Genomic DNA, 18,315 nt, shown 5'->3' with positions numbered 1-18,315 from the left:
GCCCCGGTGACGTGGGCGCGGGCCGCCGGAGAGGTGCGCTCACGCCGCCGGGGCGCGCTCACGGCAGTGAACCGGTGCGGGGTTCAGCAGCCGAGGGCGGGTGTGCCGGGTCGGCAGGGCTTGTCGACACCGACCGTCGCGTTGCGGACGATCTGGATGGGGTGCGGAGTGTCCGTCGGGATGGTCAGGGTCCCGATCACGGGAAGCCAACCGCTGTCGCCGACCCGGTACTCGGCCGCGTACTCCACCTCAGCGGTGATGGTCTTGGTCCCGACGGTCGTGTACCGGTGACTGGTCGGCGTTTTGGAGAACTCGGGGAGCCCGAGGGACGCCCAGGTGGCACCACCGGTGCTGCTGGTGGCGGTGGTGCCGTCGCCGTAGTCGATGGTGAACCCGACGGGGATGAAGTTCACCTCCGCCGTCTGACCGAGCAAAGTGCCCGAGCGGGTGTGGCCTGATGCACCGGCGATCACGTTCGTGTGCAGCCCGCGCACACCCCAGCTCCCTGGTTCGGTGGTGACGGTCGGGGCGGCGGGCGCGAAGCTGATGAGGTCCCGGATGGTGACCGGTTGTGCGGCGGGTGTGGGTTCGAAACCGGGGATCAGCTCGCCGGGGGTGATCGTGTAGCAGTCGTCGGGACGCACGAGACTGCACACAGTGCGCTCGCCGTTGGGTCCGTCGGTGACGCCGGGCGGGAGCTCGGTCGAACCGCCACCGCTGTCACCACCGCCTGAGCCGCCGGAGCCCCCACCACCGGTCCCGGGCCGCTCGACGCTGCCACCGATGTCGACCGAACCATTGCCGATGCAGGCGCCGATGGCGTGGTCCACATCTGAACACTGCGCAGCCACTGCGACACTTCCAGGCGCCACCGCGATGAACAAGCCGATGACGAGAGCTCCAACGGCGATGACCGCCGGACGGCGAGCGTTCAGTCGTCGCATCGATCGTCCACCTTCTCCTTGGCGCCCACGATGAGCGTCTGATCGTTCTCCCGGTAGGAGATGTCGACCGACCACAAGGACTGGGGCTGCCGTTCCGTCGACACGACCGACGTGCCTGCGCCGTCGACCACCTGGACATTCGATATGTCGATGCAGAGCTCCGCCCGAGCCACCACCTGCAGGGGGTCTGGGTAGGGCAACCAGAGATCCAGGGCAGTGGACTGGATGGTTGGCGCCCCGGTGAACACATATCCCTGATCTGCTGCGCGGCGATATCCGTCCATCTCCGTTTCCGCTACCTCGTCCGAGGTCAGCGATCGAATTCGCTCGGGGTCAGCCCCTCCCTCCGCGAGGATCTGGTACGACAGCTGCTGGAACCGCTGGTACGTCTCCGTCACCGCGGTGAGTGCCTCCTCCTCGCTGGCGAACACCGGCGGGGCGCTGCTCGGCGGCGGCGCGGGATCCGGGCCGGAGCACGCCGTCAGGGCGAGGAGGCCCGCCGCGAGGGCGAGGGCGGAATGGGTGCGAGGACGTGGTGTGACTGGCATCCCTCGACGCTAGGCGCGGACGGAACCCGCCCCGGGGTTATCCACAGAGCAGATATGCCTACACCGACATATGTCTTTGATAGGCGCGGTCCGGGCGGCTGGAACCGGCCTAACGACGACCGAGCCACCAGGCGGGGGAGGCGGCGATGACGGTGCGGGCGGCGGCGTCGATGTCGTCGAGCTCCCCGGTGCGGAGCCACTCCTCGATCGCCGCGACCGTGCCGGCCCCGGCGTAAGCGACGAGCATGCGCACGTGTCGTTCGGGGTCGACGCCCTCCTCGCGCGGCGGGGCGATCTGCGGGTGACGGTCGAGGTGGTGACGGAGGGCCGCCTCGATCCGTTCGGTGAGCGCATCGCGGAGTGGTCCGACGAGCCGAGGCTGCATCGCGTTGCGGTAGATCGTCGCGTGCTCGGCGACGTGCCGCAGGAGGTCGCGCTCCGACTCGTCGAAGACGCTCAGTTCGGAGCCGCTCTCCGCCGGGAGATCCACGTGCGCGCGCAGCGTGTCGTCCAGTTCCTCGCCGAGCACGTCGGCGAGCAGATGGACGGGCGTCGGCGCGTGCCGGTAGAAGGTGTCGCGGGTGATCCCGGCCGCTCGAGCGACATCCGCGACCGTCACCTGGTCGATGCGACCCTCCGTCGCGAGCGTGTGGATCGCCTCGCGGAGGGCGCGACGGGTGCGTGCCTGGCGGGGGTCCATCCGCTCACTCTAGTGAGCGCAGCTGCGAGCTCGGCACGGGCTCGAAGCGGGCGACTTGCACCCTGGGATGGAGAGTGCAATACTGCACTTCGTGATGCAGAGTGCAACTTCGACGAATCGGCTGTCCGAGCGGATGGCCGCGACCGCCACACGCCTGACGACGGTGTCCCGACGACTCACCGCTGCCCAGGGCCTCAACGGATTCACCATCGAGGAACTCTGTGAGGAGGTCGGCGTCTCGCGCCGCACCTTCTTCAACTACTTCCCGAGCAAGGAGGACGCGGTCCTCGGCATCGACGAGTCCGAGGAGAGCGAACGGTTCGCCACCGAGTTCCTCGCCCTCGGCTCGCGAGGGTGGCGCGCCGTGCTCGACGACTTCATGCTCATCGCGGCCGCCCATGCGGAGCGGTCCGGGTTCGGCCTCGCCGAGCACGTCGACTTCCACGCCGCCCTCGAGCGCGAACCCAAGCTGTTGGTCCGCTTCATGGGCCTGAACCGCGAGCGCGAGCAGATGCTCGTCGAGCTCATCGCCGTGCGGGAAGGCGTCCCGGCCGACGACCCGCGTGCCCGCGCCTGCGCCGACCTCTTCGGGATGGCGATCAAGACGACCATGGCGCGCGTGTTCGGCAGCGGTGTCGTCGACCTCGGCGAGGGCGGCGAGTTCGACATCGTCGGCTCCATCCGCGACTGCCTCGCGACCTACCGCGCCGTGCTCGAGCCTGCCGAGGACGACGGCGACGCAGCCGCCCCCCAGAACCCCCACACCAACCCCACTCCCCGAAAGGACCTCCCGTGACCGCCGCCACCGCCGCGCCCACCGAGGGCCCGATGCTGCTCACCAAGCGCCGCATCTGGATCATCTTCGCCGCCCTCATCGCGGGCATGCTGCTCTCCAGCCTCGACCAGACGATCGTCTCCACAGCCATGCCGACGATCGTCGGGCAGCTGGGTGGCGTCGACCACCAGGTCTGGCTCACCACCGCCTACCTGCTGGCGACCACCGTCGTCATGCCCGTGTACGGCAAGTTCGGTGACGTCCTCGGCCGTCGTCGACTGTTCCTCGTCGCGATCGCGCTGTTCACCATCGCCTCCGTCGGGTGCGCCTTCGCCGGCGACTTCACCCAGCTCATCGTGTGGCGCGCCGTCCAGGGCCTCGGCGGCGGCGGGCTCATGATCCTGTCGCAGGCGATCATCGCCGACATCGTCCCCGCCTCCGAGCGCGGCAAGTACCTCGGCCCGCTCGGTGCCGTGTTCGGTCTCTCCGCCGTCGGTGGCCCGCTCCTCGGTGGCTTCTTCGTCGACCACCTCACCTGGCAGTGGGCGTTCTACATCAACATCCCGGTCGGTATCGCCGCCTTCGCGATCGCGTTCTTCACCCTGAAGCTGCCGAACAAGAAGGCCACGGCCCCGATCGACATCCTCGGCGTGATCTTCCTCTCGGCCTTCACCACCTGCCTGATCTTCTTCACCGACTTCGGTGGCGACGAGGCCCACGGCTGGGGTGCGATCGAGACCTGGTTGTTCGGCATCGGCATGCTCGTCGCCGCACTGCTCTTCGTCGTCACCGAGGCGCGCGCGAAGGACCCGATCATCCCGTTGTCGCTGTTCAAGAACCCGACGTTCATCAACGCGACCGCGATCGGCCTCACGCTCGGGCTCGGCATGTTCTCGGCGATCGGCTTCGTGCCGACCTTCCTCCAGATGTCGTCCGGCACCTCCGCCGCCGCGTCCGGCCTGCTCATGATCCCGATGATGGTCGGCCTCATCGGCACGTCGATCGTGTCGGGCAACCTGATCACCAAGACCGGTCGCTACCGCATGTTCCCGGTCATCGGCACGCTCGTCACGGCGGCGTCCATGATCGCCTTCACGACGCTCACGGCCGACACCCCGATCTGGCTCATCTGCGTGTTCCTGTTCTTCTTCGGCGCCGGCCTCGGCCTGATCATGCAGGTCGTCGTCCTCGTGGCGCAGAACTCGGTCGACGCGTCGATGGTCGGTACGGCGACGAGCACGAACAACTACTTCCGCGAGGTCGGTGCATCGCTCGGCGTCGCCGTGTTCGGCACGATCTTCACCACGCGCCTGACCTCGAACCTGCGGGACGTCTTCGCCGGTTCGGGTGCGAGCCCAGACGAGGCGTCCAGTGCGGCGTCGACGATCGACCCGCAGACGCTCAGCCAGCTCCCGCCGGGCGTCCGCGACGGGGTCGTGACCGCGTACGCCGACGCGCTCGCCCCGGTGTTCTGGTACCTGCTGCCGTTCATCGGTGCTGCGTTCCTGCTCTCGCTGCTGCTCAAGCAGATCCCGCTCTCCGACGTCGCCGGGCTCGTCGCCCGCGGCGAGGCGCTCGGAGGCGAGGAGGCGGAGTCCCTCGAAGCCGCCGCGCGCGGCAAGGTGACGGCGTCCGCCGCCGGTGGCACGACGACGGACCGTGCGAGTGGCGGCGACGATCCAGCGACGACCACCATCACCTCCGAGTCGCGCGAGCGGTAGCCGCAACCGGTCGGACGACGACGGCCCCGGGACCTGAGGTCCCGGGGTCGTCTGTCGTGCGGCGGACGGCTAGCCCTTCGGGGAGACGACCTTGATCCGGGAGTGACCCGAGGGGCCGCCGGTCGACTCGATGTAGGTCTTGAACGCCTCGAGCGTCCCACGGACGGCCCGCCCGGCGAGCCCGAGCGCCGCAGCGGTCCGCTCCACCGCGGTCACCGGCTTCCAGTGCACCGTGACGTCGACGCGGGTCTGCTGCTTGTCGATCGCGTCGAACACGGCGTCACCACTGAACCAGACGTCGCCCTCGATGGTGCGCCAGACCAGACGCTCCTCGGGAAGCTGCTCGAGGATCTCGACCAGGAACTGCCGCGAGAGTTTGCTGATCGCGACGGTCCAGCGACTGTAGACCTCGCCGGTCGTCGACACCTCGCGCACCGCCGGGAGGAACTCCGGGTACGACTCGAAGTCGACCCACTGCTTGTAGACGGCCGCGATGGGGAGCTCGACGACGACGCTGTGCTGCACGGTCGACACCCCGTCGCGCTCCCGGCGGTCGCGTTTCGCCGACTGCTCGTCGTCCGGCCCGGTGCCGGGCTCGTCGTCCGCTGCCGCTGCTGACATGCCTCGTCGTCTCATTTGTCCTTCTTGCCGTTCCCGTTGCCGTTGCCGTTGTTGCCCTTGTCGCCGTTCTTGCCGTTGTCACCCTTGTCGCCGTCGTTCCCGTTCCCGGGGCCACCATCGTCGCCTGGCTCGTCCGCGCCGTCATCCACCGGGGCGGCAGGCTCCACCGGCTCGACCGAACTGGGCATGGGCGTCGGCGTCGGTGTGGCTGCCGGCGTCTCGACGACGGGGGAGAGGTCGGCGCGGACGGTGGCGATCGCCGATCGGATCTCCGACAGTCGGCTCGCGGAGACGGAACCGTCCGCCTCAGCCTCGGCCAGCCGCGCCTCGAGGGCGTCCAACGCCGCGATGGCACCGGTGGTGTCGCCGGCGGCGGCAGCATCGGCGACCAGGACGACCGCCTGTTGCAGCTCACGGCCGGTGTCCGCATCGAGTCCGGCGTTCGGCGACGCGCAGCCGCCGAGCAGCGCCACCACGAGCAGGGGAGCTGCGAACAGCGCCCGAGTGCGGTTCCCCGGCCGCGTCACGGGGTCACCTCCCGCATGAGCTCGTCCAGGTGCGTCGACAGCGGATCCGGTAGCTCAGGCAGGGCCGGCACGGAGGGTTGCGCCGACGAGACGAGGAACCACACGAGGGCGGCGGCCGCCACGAGCAGGATCACGCCGAGGAGCACCCAGACCCGGATCGTCCGCCGGCGGCGCTCGACGGCAGCGCGTCGAGCGCGCTCGTCGACCCGACGCGTCGAGCGCGGGGAGTCATCGAGCACGGCCGTCGTGGCGAGCCCCTCACCGTCGCGCGATCCGCTCGGGAGCACCAGCGTCGGATCGACAGGCGGGCCCGGCGCATCGAACCGTTCCGTCGTCGCCGTCGGAGCCTCCGCCATCGCGGTGGCAGGCGTGGTCGCGTCCGTCGTCGACGCCGGCCCGGCCGACATCGCCATCGTCGCGGTCGCCGGATCCGGTGCCTGGTCGCGCACCGGGTCGAGGTCGCGCACCGCCATGGCGACCTCGAGCGCCGTCGGGCGCGCAGCCGGATCCGACGCGGTCATCGCCGTCAGCAGGGACTTCCACTGGTACCCGAGCGCACCGGGGATCGTCGGCGACGCGTTCAAGCGCGCCATCAGGGATTCATGGGTGCTGGTTTGCGGGTAGGCACGGCGGCCCGTCAGGGCTTCGAGGAGGACGAGCCCCAGCGCGTAGACGTCGGCGGGCGTGGCCGGATCGGCGCCCCGGACGAGTTCGGGACTGAGGTACGCGACGGTGCCCATCAGGGAGCCGGGCGCGGTCATGCGGGTGCTGTCGATGAGATGAGCGATGCCGAAGTCGGCGAGCTTCGCGCGATACTCCTGGTGCGGGAGGACCGATCGGCGCAACAACACGTTCGACGGCTTGATGTCGCGGTGCACGACCCTGGCGGCGTGGACCGTGTGCAGCGCCTCCGCGAGGTCGACCGCCATCGCAGCGACCTCAGGTGACGGCAGCGGCGACCGGCTGATGCGCTGCGACAGCGTCGGTCCGTCGACGTACTCCATGACGAGGTAGGAACCGTCACCGGAGACGACGCGCGCGTCGAAGAGGGTGACGAGCGCGTGATGGTTGAGCGATGCCAGCAGACGCGTCTCCGAGGCGGTCCGCGCGCCGAGCGAGGCGTCGGTCGTGCCGGGGCGGAACAGCTTCACCGCGACCTGACGCCCGAGGGTCTCGTCGGTCGCGAGGTGGACGGTCGCCATGCCGCCGGATCCGATGCGCGCTCCCAGGCGGTAGCGTCCGTCGAGGAGTTCGCCGGTGCGCGGGTCGTCGACGCCGGGTTCGGCCATGGGTGGTGCGATCGCCCCGGTCCTCAGAGGACGGGACCGTCGTTGTCGGTGGTGCTGCGGCGGGTCACGCGCTCGCCGCTGCTCGGGTCGACGGCGGAACGCGTCGTCGACGACACCTGGCGGTGACGCAGCACGAGGATGAGCGAGATGAGGAACACGACGGCACCTGCTGCCATGAGGATGTACCCGATGAGGGTGAGGTCCACGGCGGGGACGTCGATGTTGACGGCGAAGGCGAGGATGGCTCCGATGACGATCAGGGCGATTCCGGTTCCGATACCCATGACAAGCTCCTTCTCCAGGTGACCCGGGCGTCGAGCGGGCGTGCTCGAGCGTGACCGACGGGTGCCTCAGCCTATTATTGAGTCAATCGTGGTTGAGTCAACGGGGGTTGTGTCGGTGGAGTCGCTAGCGGTAAGGGCGTCGAAGTTCGCCGCGCTCGCCGAGCCCGCCCGCCTGCGCATCGTGGACCTCCTCGCCCTGGGCGATCTGTCGCCGACGGAGATCCAGACGGCGCTGGGGATGAGTTCGAACCTCGTCGCCCATCACCTGAGCGTCCTGCAGAAGGCGGGGATCCTCTCGCGCTCGCGGTCGGAATCCGACGGGCGTCGCAACTACGTCCGCCTCGTCCCCGGCGCGTTCGACCGCCTCGCGCCGGAACCGATCAGCGTCCCCAGCCGCGTGGTCTTCGTGTGCACGGCCAACTCCGCGCGTTCCCGGATGGCCGAGGCGCTCTGGCTGGACCGCAGCACCGTGCCGGTCGCCTCGGCGGGCAGTCGTCCCGCCGACGTGGTGAACCCGGGAGCCGTGCGGGCGGCAGCACGACACGGCGTCCGGATCGGTTCGCAGCACCCGCGTGGCACGCAGGAGGTCCTCCGGCCGGACGACTTCATCATCACGGTCTGCAACCGGGCGCACGAGGAACTCGTCGGCCGCGACGACCTGCACTGGTCCGTCCCCGACCCCGCCCTGACCGCCACCGAGGAGGCGTTCGACGAGGCGTTCCGAGACCTGCGGGTCCGGGTCGACGAGTTCGTCAGCCGGTTGGCACCGGTACCCGCGGGGCCGCACGACGAGGCGCCGCACGGACTGGCCTGACGGCGGTCACCCGGCGTCAGGGAGCAGCTCCGGGCAGTCGCCGCCCGGGGTGGTGGCCAGTTCGAAGTGCCAGATCTCGTTCGCGTAGGTCTGGCAGAGGCCGAACGCGGAACCGTGCTCGATGAGCCAGTAGTCGGCGTCCGTCGCACCGATGTCGACGGCGGCCCCGCGGGTGTGCGAGGAACCCTCGGGGGTGGCGACGACCTGCCGGGCCGCCTCCTCGCTGCCGTACCGCAGGATCGCCTCGTCGAGCAGATGCTGCTGGTAGGCCGTGCTCCGCCATCCCGAGCTGATGAACAGCGTGATGTCGTCGTCGGCAGCGGCCTCGGTCGCCTGGCGGACCGCCTCGAGGAGGTCGGGTTCGAGGTTCGCGATGCCGGGCAGCGCGGTGTCGTCGACCGTGAAGCGGTTCTCGTCGAGTACGCCGTCGGCGGTCCCGAACCCGCCTTCGGTCGTGGTCGTACCGTCGTCCGGATCGGGCTGCCCCGCCGAGGAGGTGATCGCGCGCGTGATCGCGGGCGCGACGCCGGTGCACGCGACCAGGGCGATCGCGGCGGCGAGGGCGACGGCGGACACGGCGAGGACCGTGGCGGCCCGGTTCGCGGTGCGCCGGCCGGCTGCCGGCCGTCGCGTCGCGTGCTGGCGCCGCGGGTGGCGCCGCTGGTCGAAGTCCTGGTGTCGCATGATTCCTCCTCCACAGATCACCGTGGGTCGACGTCCGGTGATCGTGGTCCCAGTCCAGCCGCCCGGGGGTCTCGTGGGCGTCGGGCGATCGTCAGACGGTTCCGAAACATCCGGCCGCCTACGATCGACACGACGCCCAGACGACCGGAGGTTCCATGCGTGTCTTGATCGCCGAGGACGAGCAGTACCTGGCCGAGAGCATCCTCGAGGGGCTGCAGCACGAGGGGCTCGCCGCCGACCTCGTGTTCGACGGCGACGCCGCGCTCGAACGGCTCGCCGTCAACAGCTACGACGTCGTCGTCCTCGACCGCGACCTCCCCGGTACGCACGGCGACGACGTCTGTCGCTGGATCGTCGCCCGGGAGCTGCGCTCCCGGGTGCTCATGCTCACCGCCGCCGCCGAGCTCGACGACAAGGAGAGCGGGTTCGAGATCGGTGCCGACGACTACCTGACGAAGCCGTTCGAGCTGCGCGAGCTGGTGCTCCGACTGCGCTCGCTGGCTCGTCGGCCTGCCGCGTCCCTGCCGCCCGTCCTCGAATACGCCGGGGTGCGGCTCGACCCGTTCCGTCGGGAGGTGTACCGCGACGGGCGGTACGTGCGCTTGGCGAAGAAGCAGTTCGCCGTGCTGGAGGTCCTCCTCGCGGCCAGGGGTGGTGTCGTGAGCGCTGAAGACCTCCTCGAACGGGCCTGGGACGAGCACGCCGACCCGTTCACGAACGCCGTCCGGGTGACGATGTCGACCCTCCGGAAGGTGCTCGGTGAGCCGTGGGTCATCCACACCGTGCCGGGCGTCGGGTACCGGGTGCTCCCGCCGGGCGAGGACGAGCCCACGAGGGTGGACGGCGCATGACCACCGCGTCGCCCGCGCGCCCGGTCTCGTCCCGTCCGACACGCATCACCGCCCGCGTCAAGCTCACCGCGACGTATGCCGCCTTCACCGTCGTCACGGGCCTCGTCGCGCTGATCGTCATCAACGTCATCATCTGGCGCTTCCCCGACTACCCGATCGCGCCGGCCGGCGATCCGGAGCAGTTGTCCGGCATCACCCGCGGCGAGATCCGCGACTCGCTCATCAACTACTCGATGCTCGCGCTCATCGCGATGGCCGTGATCGGCACCGGCGTCGGCTGGATCGTCGCCGGTCGGGTGCTGCGGCCGCTGCGCGACCTCAACGACGCGGTGCGGGCCGCCGCGGCGGGCTCGCTCGACCACCGCATCGCGATGACGGGTCCGCGCGACGAGTTCCGCGAACTCGCCGACCGCTTCGACGACATGCTCGCACGCCTGGAGCAGTCGTTCCTCACGCAGAAGCGGTTCGCGGCCAATGCCTCGCACGAGCTGCGCACGCCGCTCGCGACCATGAAGATGCTCATCGAGGTGGCGCAGGCCGATCCGGAGGGCCGCGACGTCGACCGCGCGCTCCGCCGGCTGCACGAGACGAACGAGCGGGGGATCGCGATCGTGGAGGCCCTCCTGCAGTTGAACCAGCTCGACCGCCGACCGCTCGTGACCTCGCCCGTCGACCTGGCGGCGGTGGTCCGTGACGCGTCGCAGCTCGTCGCACCGGACGCCGCCCATGCCGGTGTCGCGATCTCCTCGACCCTCCGGAGCACCGCCGTGCTCGGCAACCGCGTGCTCCTCCAGCAGCTGCTGACGAACCTGCTGTCGAACGCCGTGCGGTACAACAGCGGTCCGCGCGGGTGGGTCTCGGTGCGGGTGGGCAGGGATCCGCAGGCCGACCGGTCCGCGGCCGAGTGCGCGGTCGTGGTCGTCAGCAACTCCGGACCGCTCCTCGGCGTCGACGAGGTCGCTCGCTTCGTCGAGCCGTTCGATCGCCGCGACGCCAGGATCGCGCGCGCCGCCGGGCCCGACCGGGGCAACGGGCTGGGGCTGACGCTCGGTGCGCGGATCGTCGAACTGCACGGTGGTTCGCTGCGCCTCGCGCCACTGCCGGCCGGAGGTCTCGAGGTGACGGTGCTGCTGCCCGCCGTGCACGGTCCCGAGCCGGACGACGCCTGACCCCGCGACGACGGGACGGCCGACCGATCGACGGATCGGTCGGCCGTCCCGGCGGGAGCGGTCGTCACTGCACGGCGCAGGCTCTGGCCTCGTCGAACAGGTCCTCCGGCAGGTCCCACACGCCGTTCGCGTCGGGGTCCGGGACGTCGAACCCCTGGTCGCGCAGGCACTGGGCGCGGAGCCGTAGTTCGTCGGAGATCTCACCCCTGGTGGGCTGGTCGGGGTTCGCCGGCGGTGGGCCGAGTTCCGTGGTGCAGGCGTCGTAGGCCTGGTTCATCACGTCGCTGCCGTCGAGCGTGATCGCCGTACCGGGTTCGGGGTCCACGACGTCCACCCCGTGGTCGCGCAGGCAACCCGCGAGCGAGATCGTGTAGTCGTCGAACGCCTGGGCGTAGGCGTCGGCGGTCGGCGACGCGTCACCTCCGGGCGGTGCGTCCGTCGTCCCGGAACAGGCGGTGAGCCCCAGCATGAGGGCGAGGACGGGGACGGCGAAGCCGAGGGCGGCGGATCTGCGCATGGGATGGTCCTTTCTGAGGGCGACCGGTGTCGGTCATCCGCCCATCCCAGCAACCGAGGTGTTCCGTCCTCGTCTGTCGATCACCAGACGTCCTCGACATGCCCAGGAACCACGGGGTCAGTTCATGCGCATGACGATCCAGACGATCACCGTTCCGACCACGAACGCGACCGGGATCCACGTTCCGGATCGTCGCAACCTGCGGCCGGACGGAGCGACCCCCGGCGGCGGTTTGATGAGCCCGAGGGCGGGAGCGTCAGCCTGGGTGCCCGGTGCAGACGGGTGCCCCGATGCACCGGTCGACTGCGGCTGGAGGCGGTCGTCCCGCCACCGTGCCCACTGGTCGAACTTCGTCGTCAAGGCGTCGACGATCCCGAACAGCCACGCCCAGGTGTCGGGATCGAGCGTCGACACCTCCCGTTTCGTGTAGAGGAACAGCCAGTCGTCGATGATCTCGACGTCGAGCTCGGCGGCGTGGTCGATGAACCGCGCCATGATGTCCGGGGTGAACAGGTACAGGGCGTCCCGTTCGTAGCCGGCCGGGCAGTAGAGCGTGAAGTGCTGGTCGAAGTCGCCTTCCAGCGACAGCCGCTGGGCGCGCTGGAACGCCGCCGGGAGGTTCGAGCCGAACCCGTTGTTGCCGATCGCATCGAGCACGATGTTCGGCAGGGGGACGTCGAGCTTCACCGCGACGTACCCCCAGTGGTGCGTCGTCGAACTCTTCCCGTGGCGGACCGTGTACCGGTAGTTGCCGAACTCCACGGGGCGGGGACGAGCGCCCCGCAGCACGTCGGTGGCCTGCCGCGACGATCCGATCCCGAAGATCATGCCGGGGAACGGCGGGTAGCTGAGGTCGGCGGTGTAGGTCATCCCGTTGGCTGCGGCGAACTGGGAGAGGCGGAAGCGCTTGATGCGCCTCGTGCGCCAGGAGAGGACGGCGACCACTGCGACGGCGGCGGCCGCGAGGAGTCCGATCCCGAGCAGCGGCGTCGGGCCGGATCCGCCTCGTGAGGCCGAGGACACCGTTCCCAACAGGACGAACCCGGCGACGACGACCACGACGACTCCCGTGATCAGGCCGATGAACAGCCGCGCGGACGGCGCGCGGTGGTACGCGGGCGCCTTCGCCATGGCCTCGCTGTCGACCGGGTCGATGAGCGCTCGGGTGTCGATCGTGCCGTTCATCCCCTCAAACTACCCGCCCGCCATCGCGGGCAGCGGGAGCGGGCTCAGCTCAGATCGAAGCGGACCACCTGCGGGCCGGGCACCGAGCGCGTCGGAAGATCGACCCTGACACCACCGTCGACGACGGACGCGGCGAGCGACGTGCCGTCGACGAGTCGAGCGGAGTCGACCAGGATCGCGTCGGCAGCGAGTGTCAGCGTCACCGGGCCGTCCGCATCGATGATCGCGTTGGCGATGTCGCCGGTACGCGTCCACCTCGTCCACGGTGACTCCGAACCGCTCGCGATCCCGTCGTCGAGCTGTCGTGAACCGAAGACGACCGCACCGTTCACCGCGTTCCAATCGCCCAGCGCCTCCAGCGTCGCGCGCTGTTCCGGAGGGACGGTACCGTCCGCCTGCAGGCCGATGTTCAAGAGCAGGTTCCCGCCTCGCGCGACGATGTCCACGAAGTACCGGATCGCCTCCTCGCCGCTCAGCAGCTGCTTCTCGTCTTCGAGGGTGTTGTGGCCGAAGGAGTAGCCGATGCCGCGGCAGTTCTCCCACGGGTCATCGGTGATGCCGCCCATCTGGTACTCCGTGGTCCGGTAGTCCCAATGGGTGTCTCCCCAGCGGTCGTTGATCAGTCCGTCCGGGGCGGCGGCATAGAAGCGGTCGAAGAGGGAGACGAGTCCACGCGCGCCGTCGTCCTTGCCCGGGTCGGGCCATTCGATGTCGTTCCAGAGGATGTCAGGGCGGTACCGCTCGATGAGGTCGGCGACCTGGTCGTATGCGTAGTCGGCGTACGGCCGGTCGTTGGCCCGGTTCGTCCAGCCGTCCGGCCCGTCGGTCTCGACGACCGGTTCGGACGGGGAGAAGTGCCAGTCCAGCCCGCCCGAATAGTAGACGCCGAAGCGCAGCCCGGCGCGTTCCGTCGCTGCAGCGAATTCGCCGATGAGGTCGCGCTTCGGGCCTCGGGCGACGGTGTTGCGGCCGTTCGTCTCGGGAGCGTCCCAGAGCGTGATCCCGTCGTGGTGCTTCGTCGTCGGCACGAAATACCGTGCTCCCGTGTGCTTCACGAGGGCGAGCACCTCGTCCGCGTCGAAGCGCTCGGCGCGCCACAGCTCGAGCAGGTGGTCGTAGTCGACGTCTCCGAAGGTCTCCCGGTGGTGCTGCTGCGCCGGGCTCCCCTCGATGCGGATGGTGTTGAAGTACCACTCGGCGTACGGGTTCCGGGCGAAGTCGTGCGCGTGGTCCGTCGCCCCGAGCTCACCGATCGGTTCCGCCCAGGCTGCGACGGAGTACGCCCCCCAGTGGACGAAGATCCCGAGCTTGGCGTCGGAGAACCAGGCGGGTGTCTCGTGGACGAACTTCTCGAACTCGGGGAGGCGGACGGAGTCGTCCTTGAACATGGCCATGCGTGATCCTTCGTCGTCGATGATGCGGCTGAGATGCGAGTCAGGGATGCCAATCATCCGTACTCTGCGGGGCGAATGTCTCCAAAGTGGCCCAGATTCGCGGAAATATCAACAGTTGACAGATGAGACATCCGATGTTTAGATCGCACCACGTTCAGCCGTCTTTCCCGACCGGGTCTGGATCCCTTGAGTACTGCACGCCCAACGAAGTGGAGAAGCATCCGATGAAACGACAGCTCATGGCCGGCGCGGCGATGGCCGGTGTCCTCGCCCTCACGGCGTGTTCCGGTGGCAGCGCGACCGGCTCCCAGACTGCAGAGTCGCTCGTCTGGTCCATGTGGATCGCCGGTCAGGAGGACCAGGCAGCGTGGCAGACGGTCGCCGACGAGGTGAAGTCGTCGGACAAGATCGACGTCACCATCCAGGGCGCGCCGTTCTCCGACTACTGGACGAAGCTCCGCACCCAGTTGAGTGCCGGTACTGCCCCCTGCATCGTCACGGTGCAGAGCCTTCGGGCGGCCAACTACACCGATGTCCTCCTCCCGCTGGACGACCTCGCGAAGAGCAGCGGCACCGCGCTCGACGAGTTCGACGCGACCGCGCTCGACGCGATGAAGGTCGACGGCAAGCTCTACGCCCTCCCCTACGACACCGGCCCGCTCGTCATGTTCTACAACAAGGACCTCTTCGCCGAGGCCGGCGTCGCCGAACCGAAGCCCGGCTGGACCGTGGACGACTTCGAAGCCGCGGGTGAAGCGCTCAAATCGGCGGGGAAGCAGCTCTACGCGCCGAGCGCAGAGGATCTCTACCTCGAGTCCATGATCCTGTCCTACAACGGCGGTCGGGTGGTGAGCGAGGACGGTTCGCTCGACGTGACCAACGCCAAATTCGCTGCGGGTCTCGAGTGGATCGCCGGCCTCGTGAAGGACGGCTACGCGACGCCTGCGAGCGCCGACAGTTCGGCCGACGACAACGCCTTCATCAACGGACAGGCCGCCACCTATGTCGACGGACCCTGGTCGCTCATCAACACGAAAGCCAAGGCGACGTTCGACGTCGGCGTCGTGACATTGCCGGCCGGTAGCGCCCCGACGACCTTCTCCGCGGGATCGGGCTTCGGTGTCTCGAAGGAGTGCAAGTACCCCGAGCAGGCCTATCAGGCGATCACCACCATGACGAGTGAGGACGTGCTCTCGACACTCGGCAAGGAGGGGCGGGCGTTCCCCGCCCGCACCACAGCGCAGGGCGCCTGGTTCGACAACGCCGGTATCGACGGCGTCGAGGAGAGCTTCGCAGCAGCCCAGGACGGATCCGTCCCGCTGCCCGGGAACAAGAACAGCGATCAGCTCGCCCAACTGATGTCCCAGTACGCGATCCAGGCGATGAACGGACAGCAATCCGGCGCCGAGGTCCTCGACCAGATCTCGAGCCAACTGCCGAAGTGAGCTCCGGCTGGTGGGCGACCCACGTCGCCCACCAGCCGCTCCGATCGTCGTCGAAGCAAAGGAAGAACCCGCATGGCTACCCTCCCAGCGGCCCCGGTGCGAGCCGTCCGGCCCTCCAAGCGCACCGCGCGCGTCGATCCGGACGCGGTCCACGCCCGACGATCCTGGTGGGGACTGGGATTCGCCAGTCCGCACGCGATCGGTCTCGCGCTGTTCACCGTCGTGCCGATCATCGCGTCGCTCGTCATCAGCCTGAACAACTGGCCGATGCTCGGATCGCCGACCTTCGTCGGCTTCGACAACTACGCAGCGTTGTTCGCAGACCCGATCTTCCGAACGGTCATCCTCAACACGACCCTGTTCGTCGTCCTGTACGTGCCGCTCAACCTCATCGTGTCGATGGGACTCGCAGCCTGGCTCAGCCCGAAGATCAAACACCGTCAGATCTTCCGGGTCCTCTTCTTCATCCCAACGGTCACCCCCATCGTCGCGAACGCGGTCATCTGGCGGATGATCTACCAGCCCGACGGGCTGATCGACGCGACGATGCAGTCGAGCATCGGGGTCTCGGCTCCGAACTTCCTCGCCGATGAGCACTGGGCCATGCTCGCCATCGTCGCGATGAGCGTCTGGCAGGGCTTCGGCTACAACATGCTCATCTTCTCCGCAGCGCTCGACTCGGTACCGGAGAGCCAGCTCGAGGCGGCCGAGCTCGACGGTGCCGGGGCATGGACCTCGTTCTGGCGGATCAAGTTCCCGATGATCTCGCCGTCGATCTTCTTCGCCGCCATGATGACGCTCATCACCGCGTTCCAAGTGTTCGCCCAGCCGTTCATCCTCACGAAGGGTGGTCCGGGTTCATCGACCACCACGCTCGTGCAATTCATCTACAACCAGGGATTCGTGTTCCAGCAGCTCGGGGTGGCCTCCGCCGCCGCCTGGGTGCTGTTCATCATCATCCTGGCGATCACCGCCGTGCAGTTCCTCGGCCAGAAGAAGTGGGTGCACTATGAGTAATCGGATCTCGGCGGGCAGGTCGGCCGCCAGACAGCATCCGCCGACCTCGTCGTTCGTCACCGTCAACCCCCGCGGGCTCCGGCGGGGGCAGACGAAGTCCGTCAGCCGTGCTCGGTCGATCGTGTCCTACGTGGTGCTGTGTCTCGTCGCCCTCGCGTTCATCTCACCGCTCGTCTACATGGTGGCGACCTCGCTGAAGCCTCCGGCCGAGACGTTCACGACACCCCCGACGCTCATCGGCTCGTCGATCCGTTGGGAGAACTACTCCGAGGCCTTCAGCTACCTGCCCTTCGGCCGGTTCCTCCTGAACGGTCTGTTCGTCGCTGTCGTCGGCACCATGATCAACATGGCCGTCTCCGTGCTGAGCGGCTACGCCTTCTCCCGCCTCCGGTGGAGGGGCCGCAACCTCGTGTTCGTCCTCTTCCTGGCGACGATGATGATCCCGCAGGACGTGCTCCTCATCCCGCTGTACGTGATGATGCAGGGGTTCGGCTGGGTCGACTCGTTCCAAGCACTTATCATCCCGTTCGCGTTCACCGCGCTCGGCGCCTTCCTCTGTCGGCAGTTCTTCCTGACCGTGCCGCAGGAACTGGACGACGCCGCTCGTGTCGACGGCGCCGGCGTGATCAAGACGTTCACGCACGTCATGCTCCCGCTCGCCCGCCCGACGCTCGCGGTTCTCGCCGTCTTCTCGTTCATCGCCTACTGGAACTCGTTCCTCTGGCCGCTCATCATCGTCAACGACGTGAACACCTATGGGACGATCCCGCTCGGTCTCCAGCAGTTCTTCGGGCAGCAGGGCAGCCAGTGGAATCTGGTGATGGCGGCTTCGGTCATCTCGATGCTCCCGACCGTCCTCATGCTGATCCTGCTGCAGAAGCACCTCATCCGGGGCATCGTGACGAGCGGGCTCGGCGGACGCTGAGCCCGCTCCGACCCACCCGGGCACGTGGCAGGGGTCAGAGGGACCGGCGCAGCCAGCTCTCGACGCCGCTCACGTGCACGGTCACGAGGGCACGCGTCAGTTCGGTGTCGCGCTTCTCGAGGGCGTCGACGATCGCATGGTGCTCCTGCAGGGTGCGGGCGACGGCCTTCTCCTCGGTGAGGCCGCGCCAGATGCGGGCGCGGACCGTCTTGCTGCCGAGGGCGGCGAGCAGGCTCGCGAGGTAGGCGTTGCCGCTCAGCTCGATGACGCGGGCGTGGAACTGCAGGTCGTGCGCGACGAGGTCCTCGACGGTCGTGGACTCGTCCACCTCGTCGACCATCGCGTGCAGTTCGGCGATCTTCTCGTCGTCCAGGTGGCGGATCGCCATCACCGAGGCGGACGGCTCGAGGATCCGCCGCACCTCGAACATCTCGATGAGGGAACCGTCGGCGTGCATGTCGATGACGAACGACATCGCCTCGTGCAGCAGGCTCGGTTCGAGCGTCGTGACGTAGGTGCCGTCGCCGCGACGCACGTCGAGCACGCGGATGAGTTCGAGGGCCTTGACCGCTTCACGGAGCGAGCTGCGCGAGAGCCCGAGCGTCTCGCTGAGTTCCTTCTCCGGAGGGAGCCGCTGCCCGGGCTGGAGATCGCCGGCGACGATCATCGCCTGGATCCTCGCGATCGCTTCGTCGGTGACTGCCATGGAGACCCCCCGTTGGTGCACGACGGTCGCCGGTCGCTCCGCCTCGCGCCATGATACATCCGACGTTTTCGTGGGCTGCGCCGGCACCGGTCAGCACGCACCTCCGACGCCGCGCGGCTTGTGTTACGTCAGGTTGAGCGCCCTCTCGCGGCCCGTCCGATCACTCCTTACTGTTACTGCAACCCGACGTCCCGGTGCG

20 protein-coding genes are annotated in these 18,315 nt (G+C 68.8%); 8 read left to right on the top strand and 12 right to left on the bottom strand.

Annotated elements, in window-relative coordinates:
• Window positions 1–83 precede the first annotated feature (83 nt).
• The 3 genes from ASE44_RS01920 to ASE44_RS18775 all read right to left on the bottom strand — a co-directional run bounded on the left by ASE44_RS01920 (window position 84) and on the right by ASE44_RS18775 (window position 2,192).
• Window positions 84–830 carry a hypothetical protein gene (locus ASE44_RS01920; RefSeq protein ID WP_056776875.1) on the bottom strand — a complete coding sequence of 249 codons (747 nt, stop codon included), beginning with the start codon at window positions 828–830 and terminating at the stop codon, window positions 84–86.
• Between the two features lie 101 nt (window positions 831–931).
• Window positions 932–1,492, bottom strand: a complete 561-nt coding sequence (locus tag ASE44_RS18665) for a hypothetical protein (protein ID WP_200935824.1) — start codon at window positions 1,490–1,492, stop codon at window positions 932–934.
• Window positions 1,493–1,601: 109 nt separating this feature from the next.
• Window positions 1,602–2,192, bottom strand: a complete 591-nt coding sequence (locus ASE44_RS18775) for a TetR/AcrR family transcriptional regulator (protein WP_056013755.1) — start codon at window positions 2,190–2,192, stop codon at window positions 1,602–1,604.
• A gap of 94 nt (window positions 2,193–2,286) precedes the next feature.
• Here ASE44_RS18775 and ASE44_RS01905 point away from each other — a divergent pair, with 94 nt between their 5' ends.
• Window positions 2,287–2,988 (top strand): TetR/AcrR family transcriptional regulator, encoded by a 702-nt coding sequence (locus ASE44_RS01905; RefSeq protein ID WP_162235723.1) that lies wholly within the window; start codon window positions 2,287–2,289, stop codon window positions 2,986–2,988.
• A 32-nt stretch (window positions 2,989–3,020) separates the two neighbouring features.
• Window positions 3,021–4,688, top strand: a complete 1,668-nt coding sequence (locus ASE44_RS01900; RefSeq protein ID WP_056777111.1) for an MDR family MFS transporter — start codon at window positions 3,021–3,023, stop codon at window positions 4,686–4,688.
• 69 nt (window positions 4,689–4,757) lie between these two features.
• Here the strand turns inward: ASE44_RS01900 and ASE44_RS01895 are convergent, their stop codons facing one another.
• The 4 genes from ASE44_RS01895 to ASE44_RS01880 are packed head-to-tail and all read right to left on the bottom strand — an operon-like array spanning window position 4,758 to window position 7,409.
• The gene (locus tag ASE44_RS01895; protein WP_056776868.1) at window positions 4,758–5,309 is read right to left on the bottom strand and encodes an SRPBCC family protein; all 552 of its coding nucleotides are present in this window, start codon (window positions 5,307–5,309) and stop codon (window positions 4,758–4,760) included.
• An 11-nt stretch (window positions 5,310–5,320) separates the two neighbouring features.
• Window positions 5,321–5,836: a hypothetical protein gene (locus ASE44_RS01890; protein ID WP_056776865.1), complete on the bottom strand. Its 516-nt coding sequence runs from the start codon at window positions 5,834–5,836 to the stop codon at window positions 5,321–5,323.
• Window positions 5,833–7,125: a serine/threonine-protein kinase gene (locus tag ASE44_RS18770; RefSeq protein ID WP_056776861.1), complete on the bottom strand. Its 1,293-nt coding sequence runs from the start codon at window positions 7,123–7,125 to the stop codon at window positions 5,833–5,835. Before ASE44_RS18770 ends, ASE44_RS01890 begins: the two co-directional genes overlap by 4 nt.
• Before the next feature lie 23 nt (window positions 7,126–7,148).
• Window positions 7,149–7,409 (bottom strand): DUF6458 family protein, encoded by a 261-nt coding sequence (locus ASE44_RS01880; protein ID WP_056013767.1) that lies wholly within the window; start codon window positions 7,407–7,409, stop codon window positions 7,149–7,151.
• Between the two features lie 115 nt (window positions 7,410–7,524).
• On the opposite strand from ASE44_RS01880, the gene ASE44_RS01875 reads away from it, so the two are divergent.
• Entirely contained in the window at window positions 7,525–8,223 is a 699-nt protein-coding gene (locus ASE44_RS01875) for a metalloregulator ArsR/SmtB family transcription factor (RefSeq protein WP_235522518.1), read from the top strand.
• Window positions 8,224–8,229: 6 nt separating this feature from the next.
• Here the strand turns inward: ASE44_RS01875 and ASE44_RS01870 are convergent, their stop codons facing one another.
• A complete protein-coding gene (locus ASE44_RS01870) occupies window positions 8,230–8,907 on the bottom strand; it encodes a M15 family metallopeptidase (RefSeq protein WP_056776856.1) in 678 nt (225 codons plus the stop codon).
• 155 nt (window positions 8,908–9,062) lie between these two features.
• Between ASE44_RS01870 and ASE44_RS01865 the strand changes: the two genes are divergently transcribed.
• Window positions 9,063–9,758: a response regulator transcription factor gene (locus tag ASE44_RS01865; RefSeq protein ID WP_056776853.1), complete on the top strand. Its 696-nt coding sequence runs from the start codon at window positions 9,063–9,065 to the stop codon at window positions 9,756–9,758.
• The gene (locus tag ASE44_RS01860; protein WP_056776851.1) at window positions 9,755–10,927 is read left to right on the top strand and encodes a HAMP domain-containing sensor histidine kinase; all 1,173 of its coding nucleotides are present in this window, start codon (window positions 9,755–9,757) and stop codon (window positions 10,925–10,927) included. Before ASE44_RS01865 ends, ASE44_RS01860 begins: the two co-directional genes overlap by 4 nt.
• A gap of 64 nt (window positions 10,928–10,991) precedes the next feature.
• Here ASE44_RS01860 and ASE44_RS01855 read toward each other — a convergent pair whose 3' ends face one another.
• The 3 genes from ASE44_RS01855 to ASE44_RS01845 all read right to left on the bottom strand — a co-directional run bounded on the left by ASE44_RS01855 (window position 10,992) and on the right by ASE44_RS01845 (window position 14,023).
• Complete coding sequence (locus ASE44_RS01855) at window positions 10,992–11,444, bottom strand: hypothetical protein (RefSeq protein ID WP_056776848.1); 453 nt, start codon at window positions 11,442–11,444, stop codon at window positions 10,992–10,994.
• A gap of 117 nt (window positions 11,445–11,561) precedes the next feature.
• A complete protein-coding gene (locus tag ASE44_RS01850; RefSeq protein ID WP_056776846.1) occupies window positions 11,562–12,629 on the bottom strand; it encodes a hypothetical protein in 1,068 nt (355 codons plus the stop codon).
• A 44-nt stretch (window positions 12,630–12,673) separates the two neighbouring features.
• Entirely contained in the window at window positions 12,674–14,023 is a 1,350-nt protein-coding gene (locus tag ASE44_RS01845) for an alpha-L-fucosidase (RefSeq protein WP_056777107.1), read from the bottom strand.
• Between the two features lie 224 nt (window positions 14,024–14,247).
• Here ASE44_RS01845 and ASE44_RS01840 point away from each other — a divergent pair, with 224 nt between their 5' ends.
• The 3 genes from ASE44_RS01840 (at window position 14,248) to ASE44_RS01830 (ending at window position 17,410) form a co-directional block, all read left to right on the top strand.
• Entirely contained in the window at window positions 14,248–15,468 is a 1,221-nt protein-coding gene (locus tag ASE44_RS01840) for an ABC transporter substrate-binding protein (protein WP_056777104.1), read from the top strand.
• Window positions 15,469–15,540: 72 nt separating this feature from the next.
• A complete protein-coding gene (locus ASE44_RS01835; RefSeq protein WP_082455641.1) occupies window positions 15,541–16,485 on the top strand; it encodes a carbohydrate ABC transporter permease in 945 nt (314 codons plus the stop codon).
• Window positions 16,478–17,410 carry a carbohydrate ABC transporter permease gene (locus tag ASE44_RS01830; RefSeq protein ID WP_082455639.1) on the top strand — a complete coding sequence of 311 codons (933 nt, stop codon included), beginning with the start codon at window positions 16,478–16,480 and terminating at the stop codon, window positions 17,408–17,410. The genes ASE44_RS01835 and ASE44_RS01830 overlap by 8 nt, the downstream gene beginning before the upstream one ends.
• Window positions 17,411–17,444: 34 nt before the next feature.
• Here ASE44_RS01830 and ASE44_RS01825 read toward each other — a convergent pair whose 3' ends face one another.
• Window positions 17,445–18,116 (bottom strand): FadR/GntR family transcriptional regulator, encoded by a 672-nt coding sequence (locus tag ASE44_RS01825; protein WP_056776843.1) that lies wholly within the window; start codon window positions 18,114–18,116, stop codon window positions 17,445–17,447.
• Window positions 18,117–18,315: the final 199 nt, after the last annotated feature.

Source organism: Plantibacter sp. Leaf1, assembly GCF_001421315.1.
In the GTDB taxonomy this organism is placed as follows: Bacteria; Actinomycetota; Actinomycetes; order Actinomycetales; family Microbacteriaceae; genus Plantibacter.
This window is presented reverse-complemented; position numbering and strand designations above follow the sequence as displayed.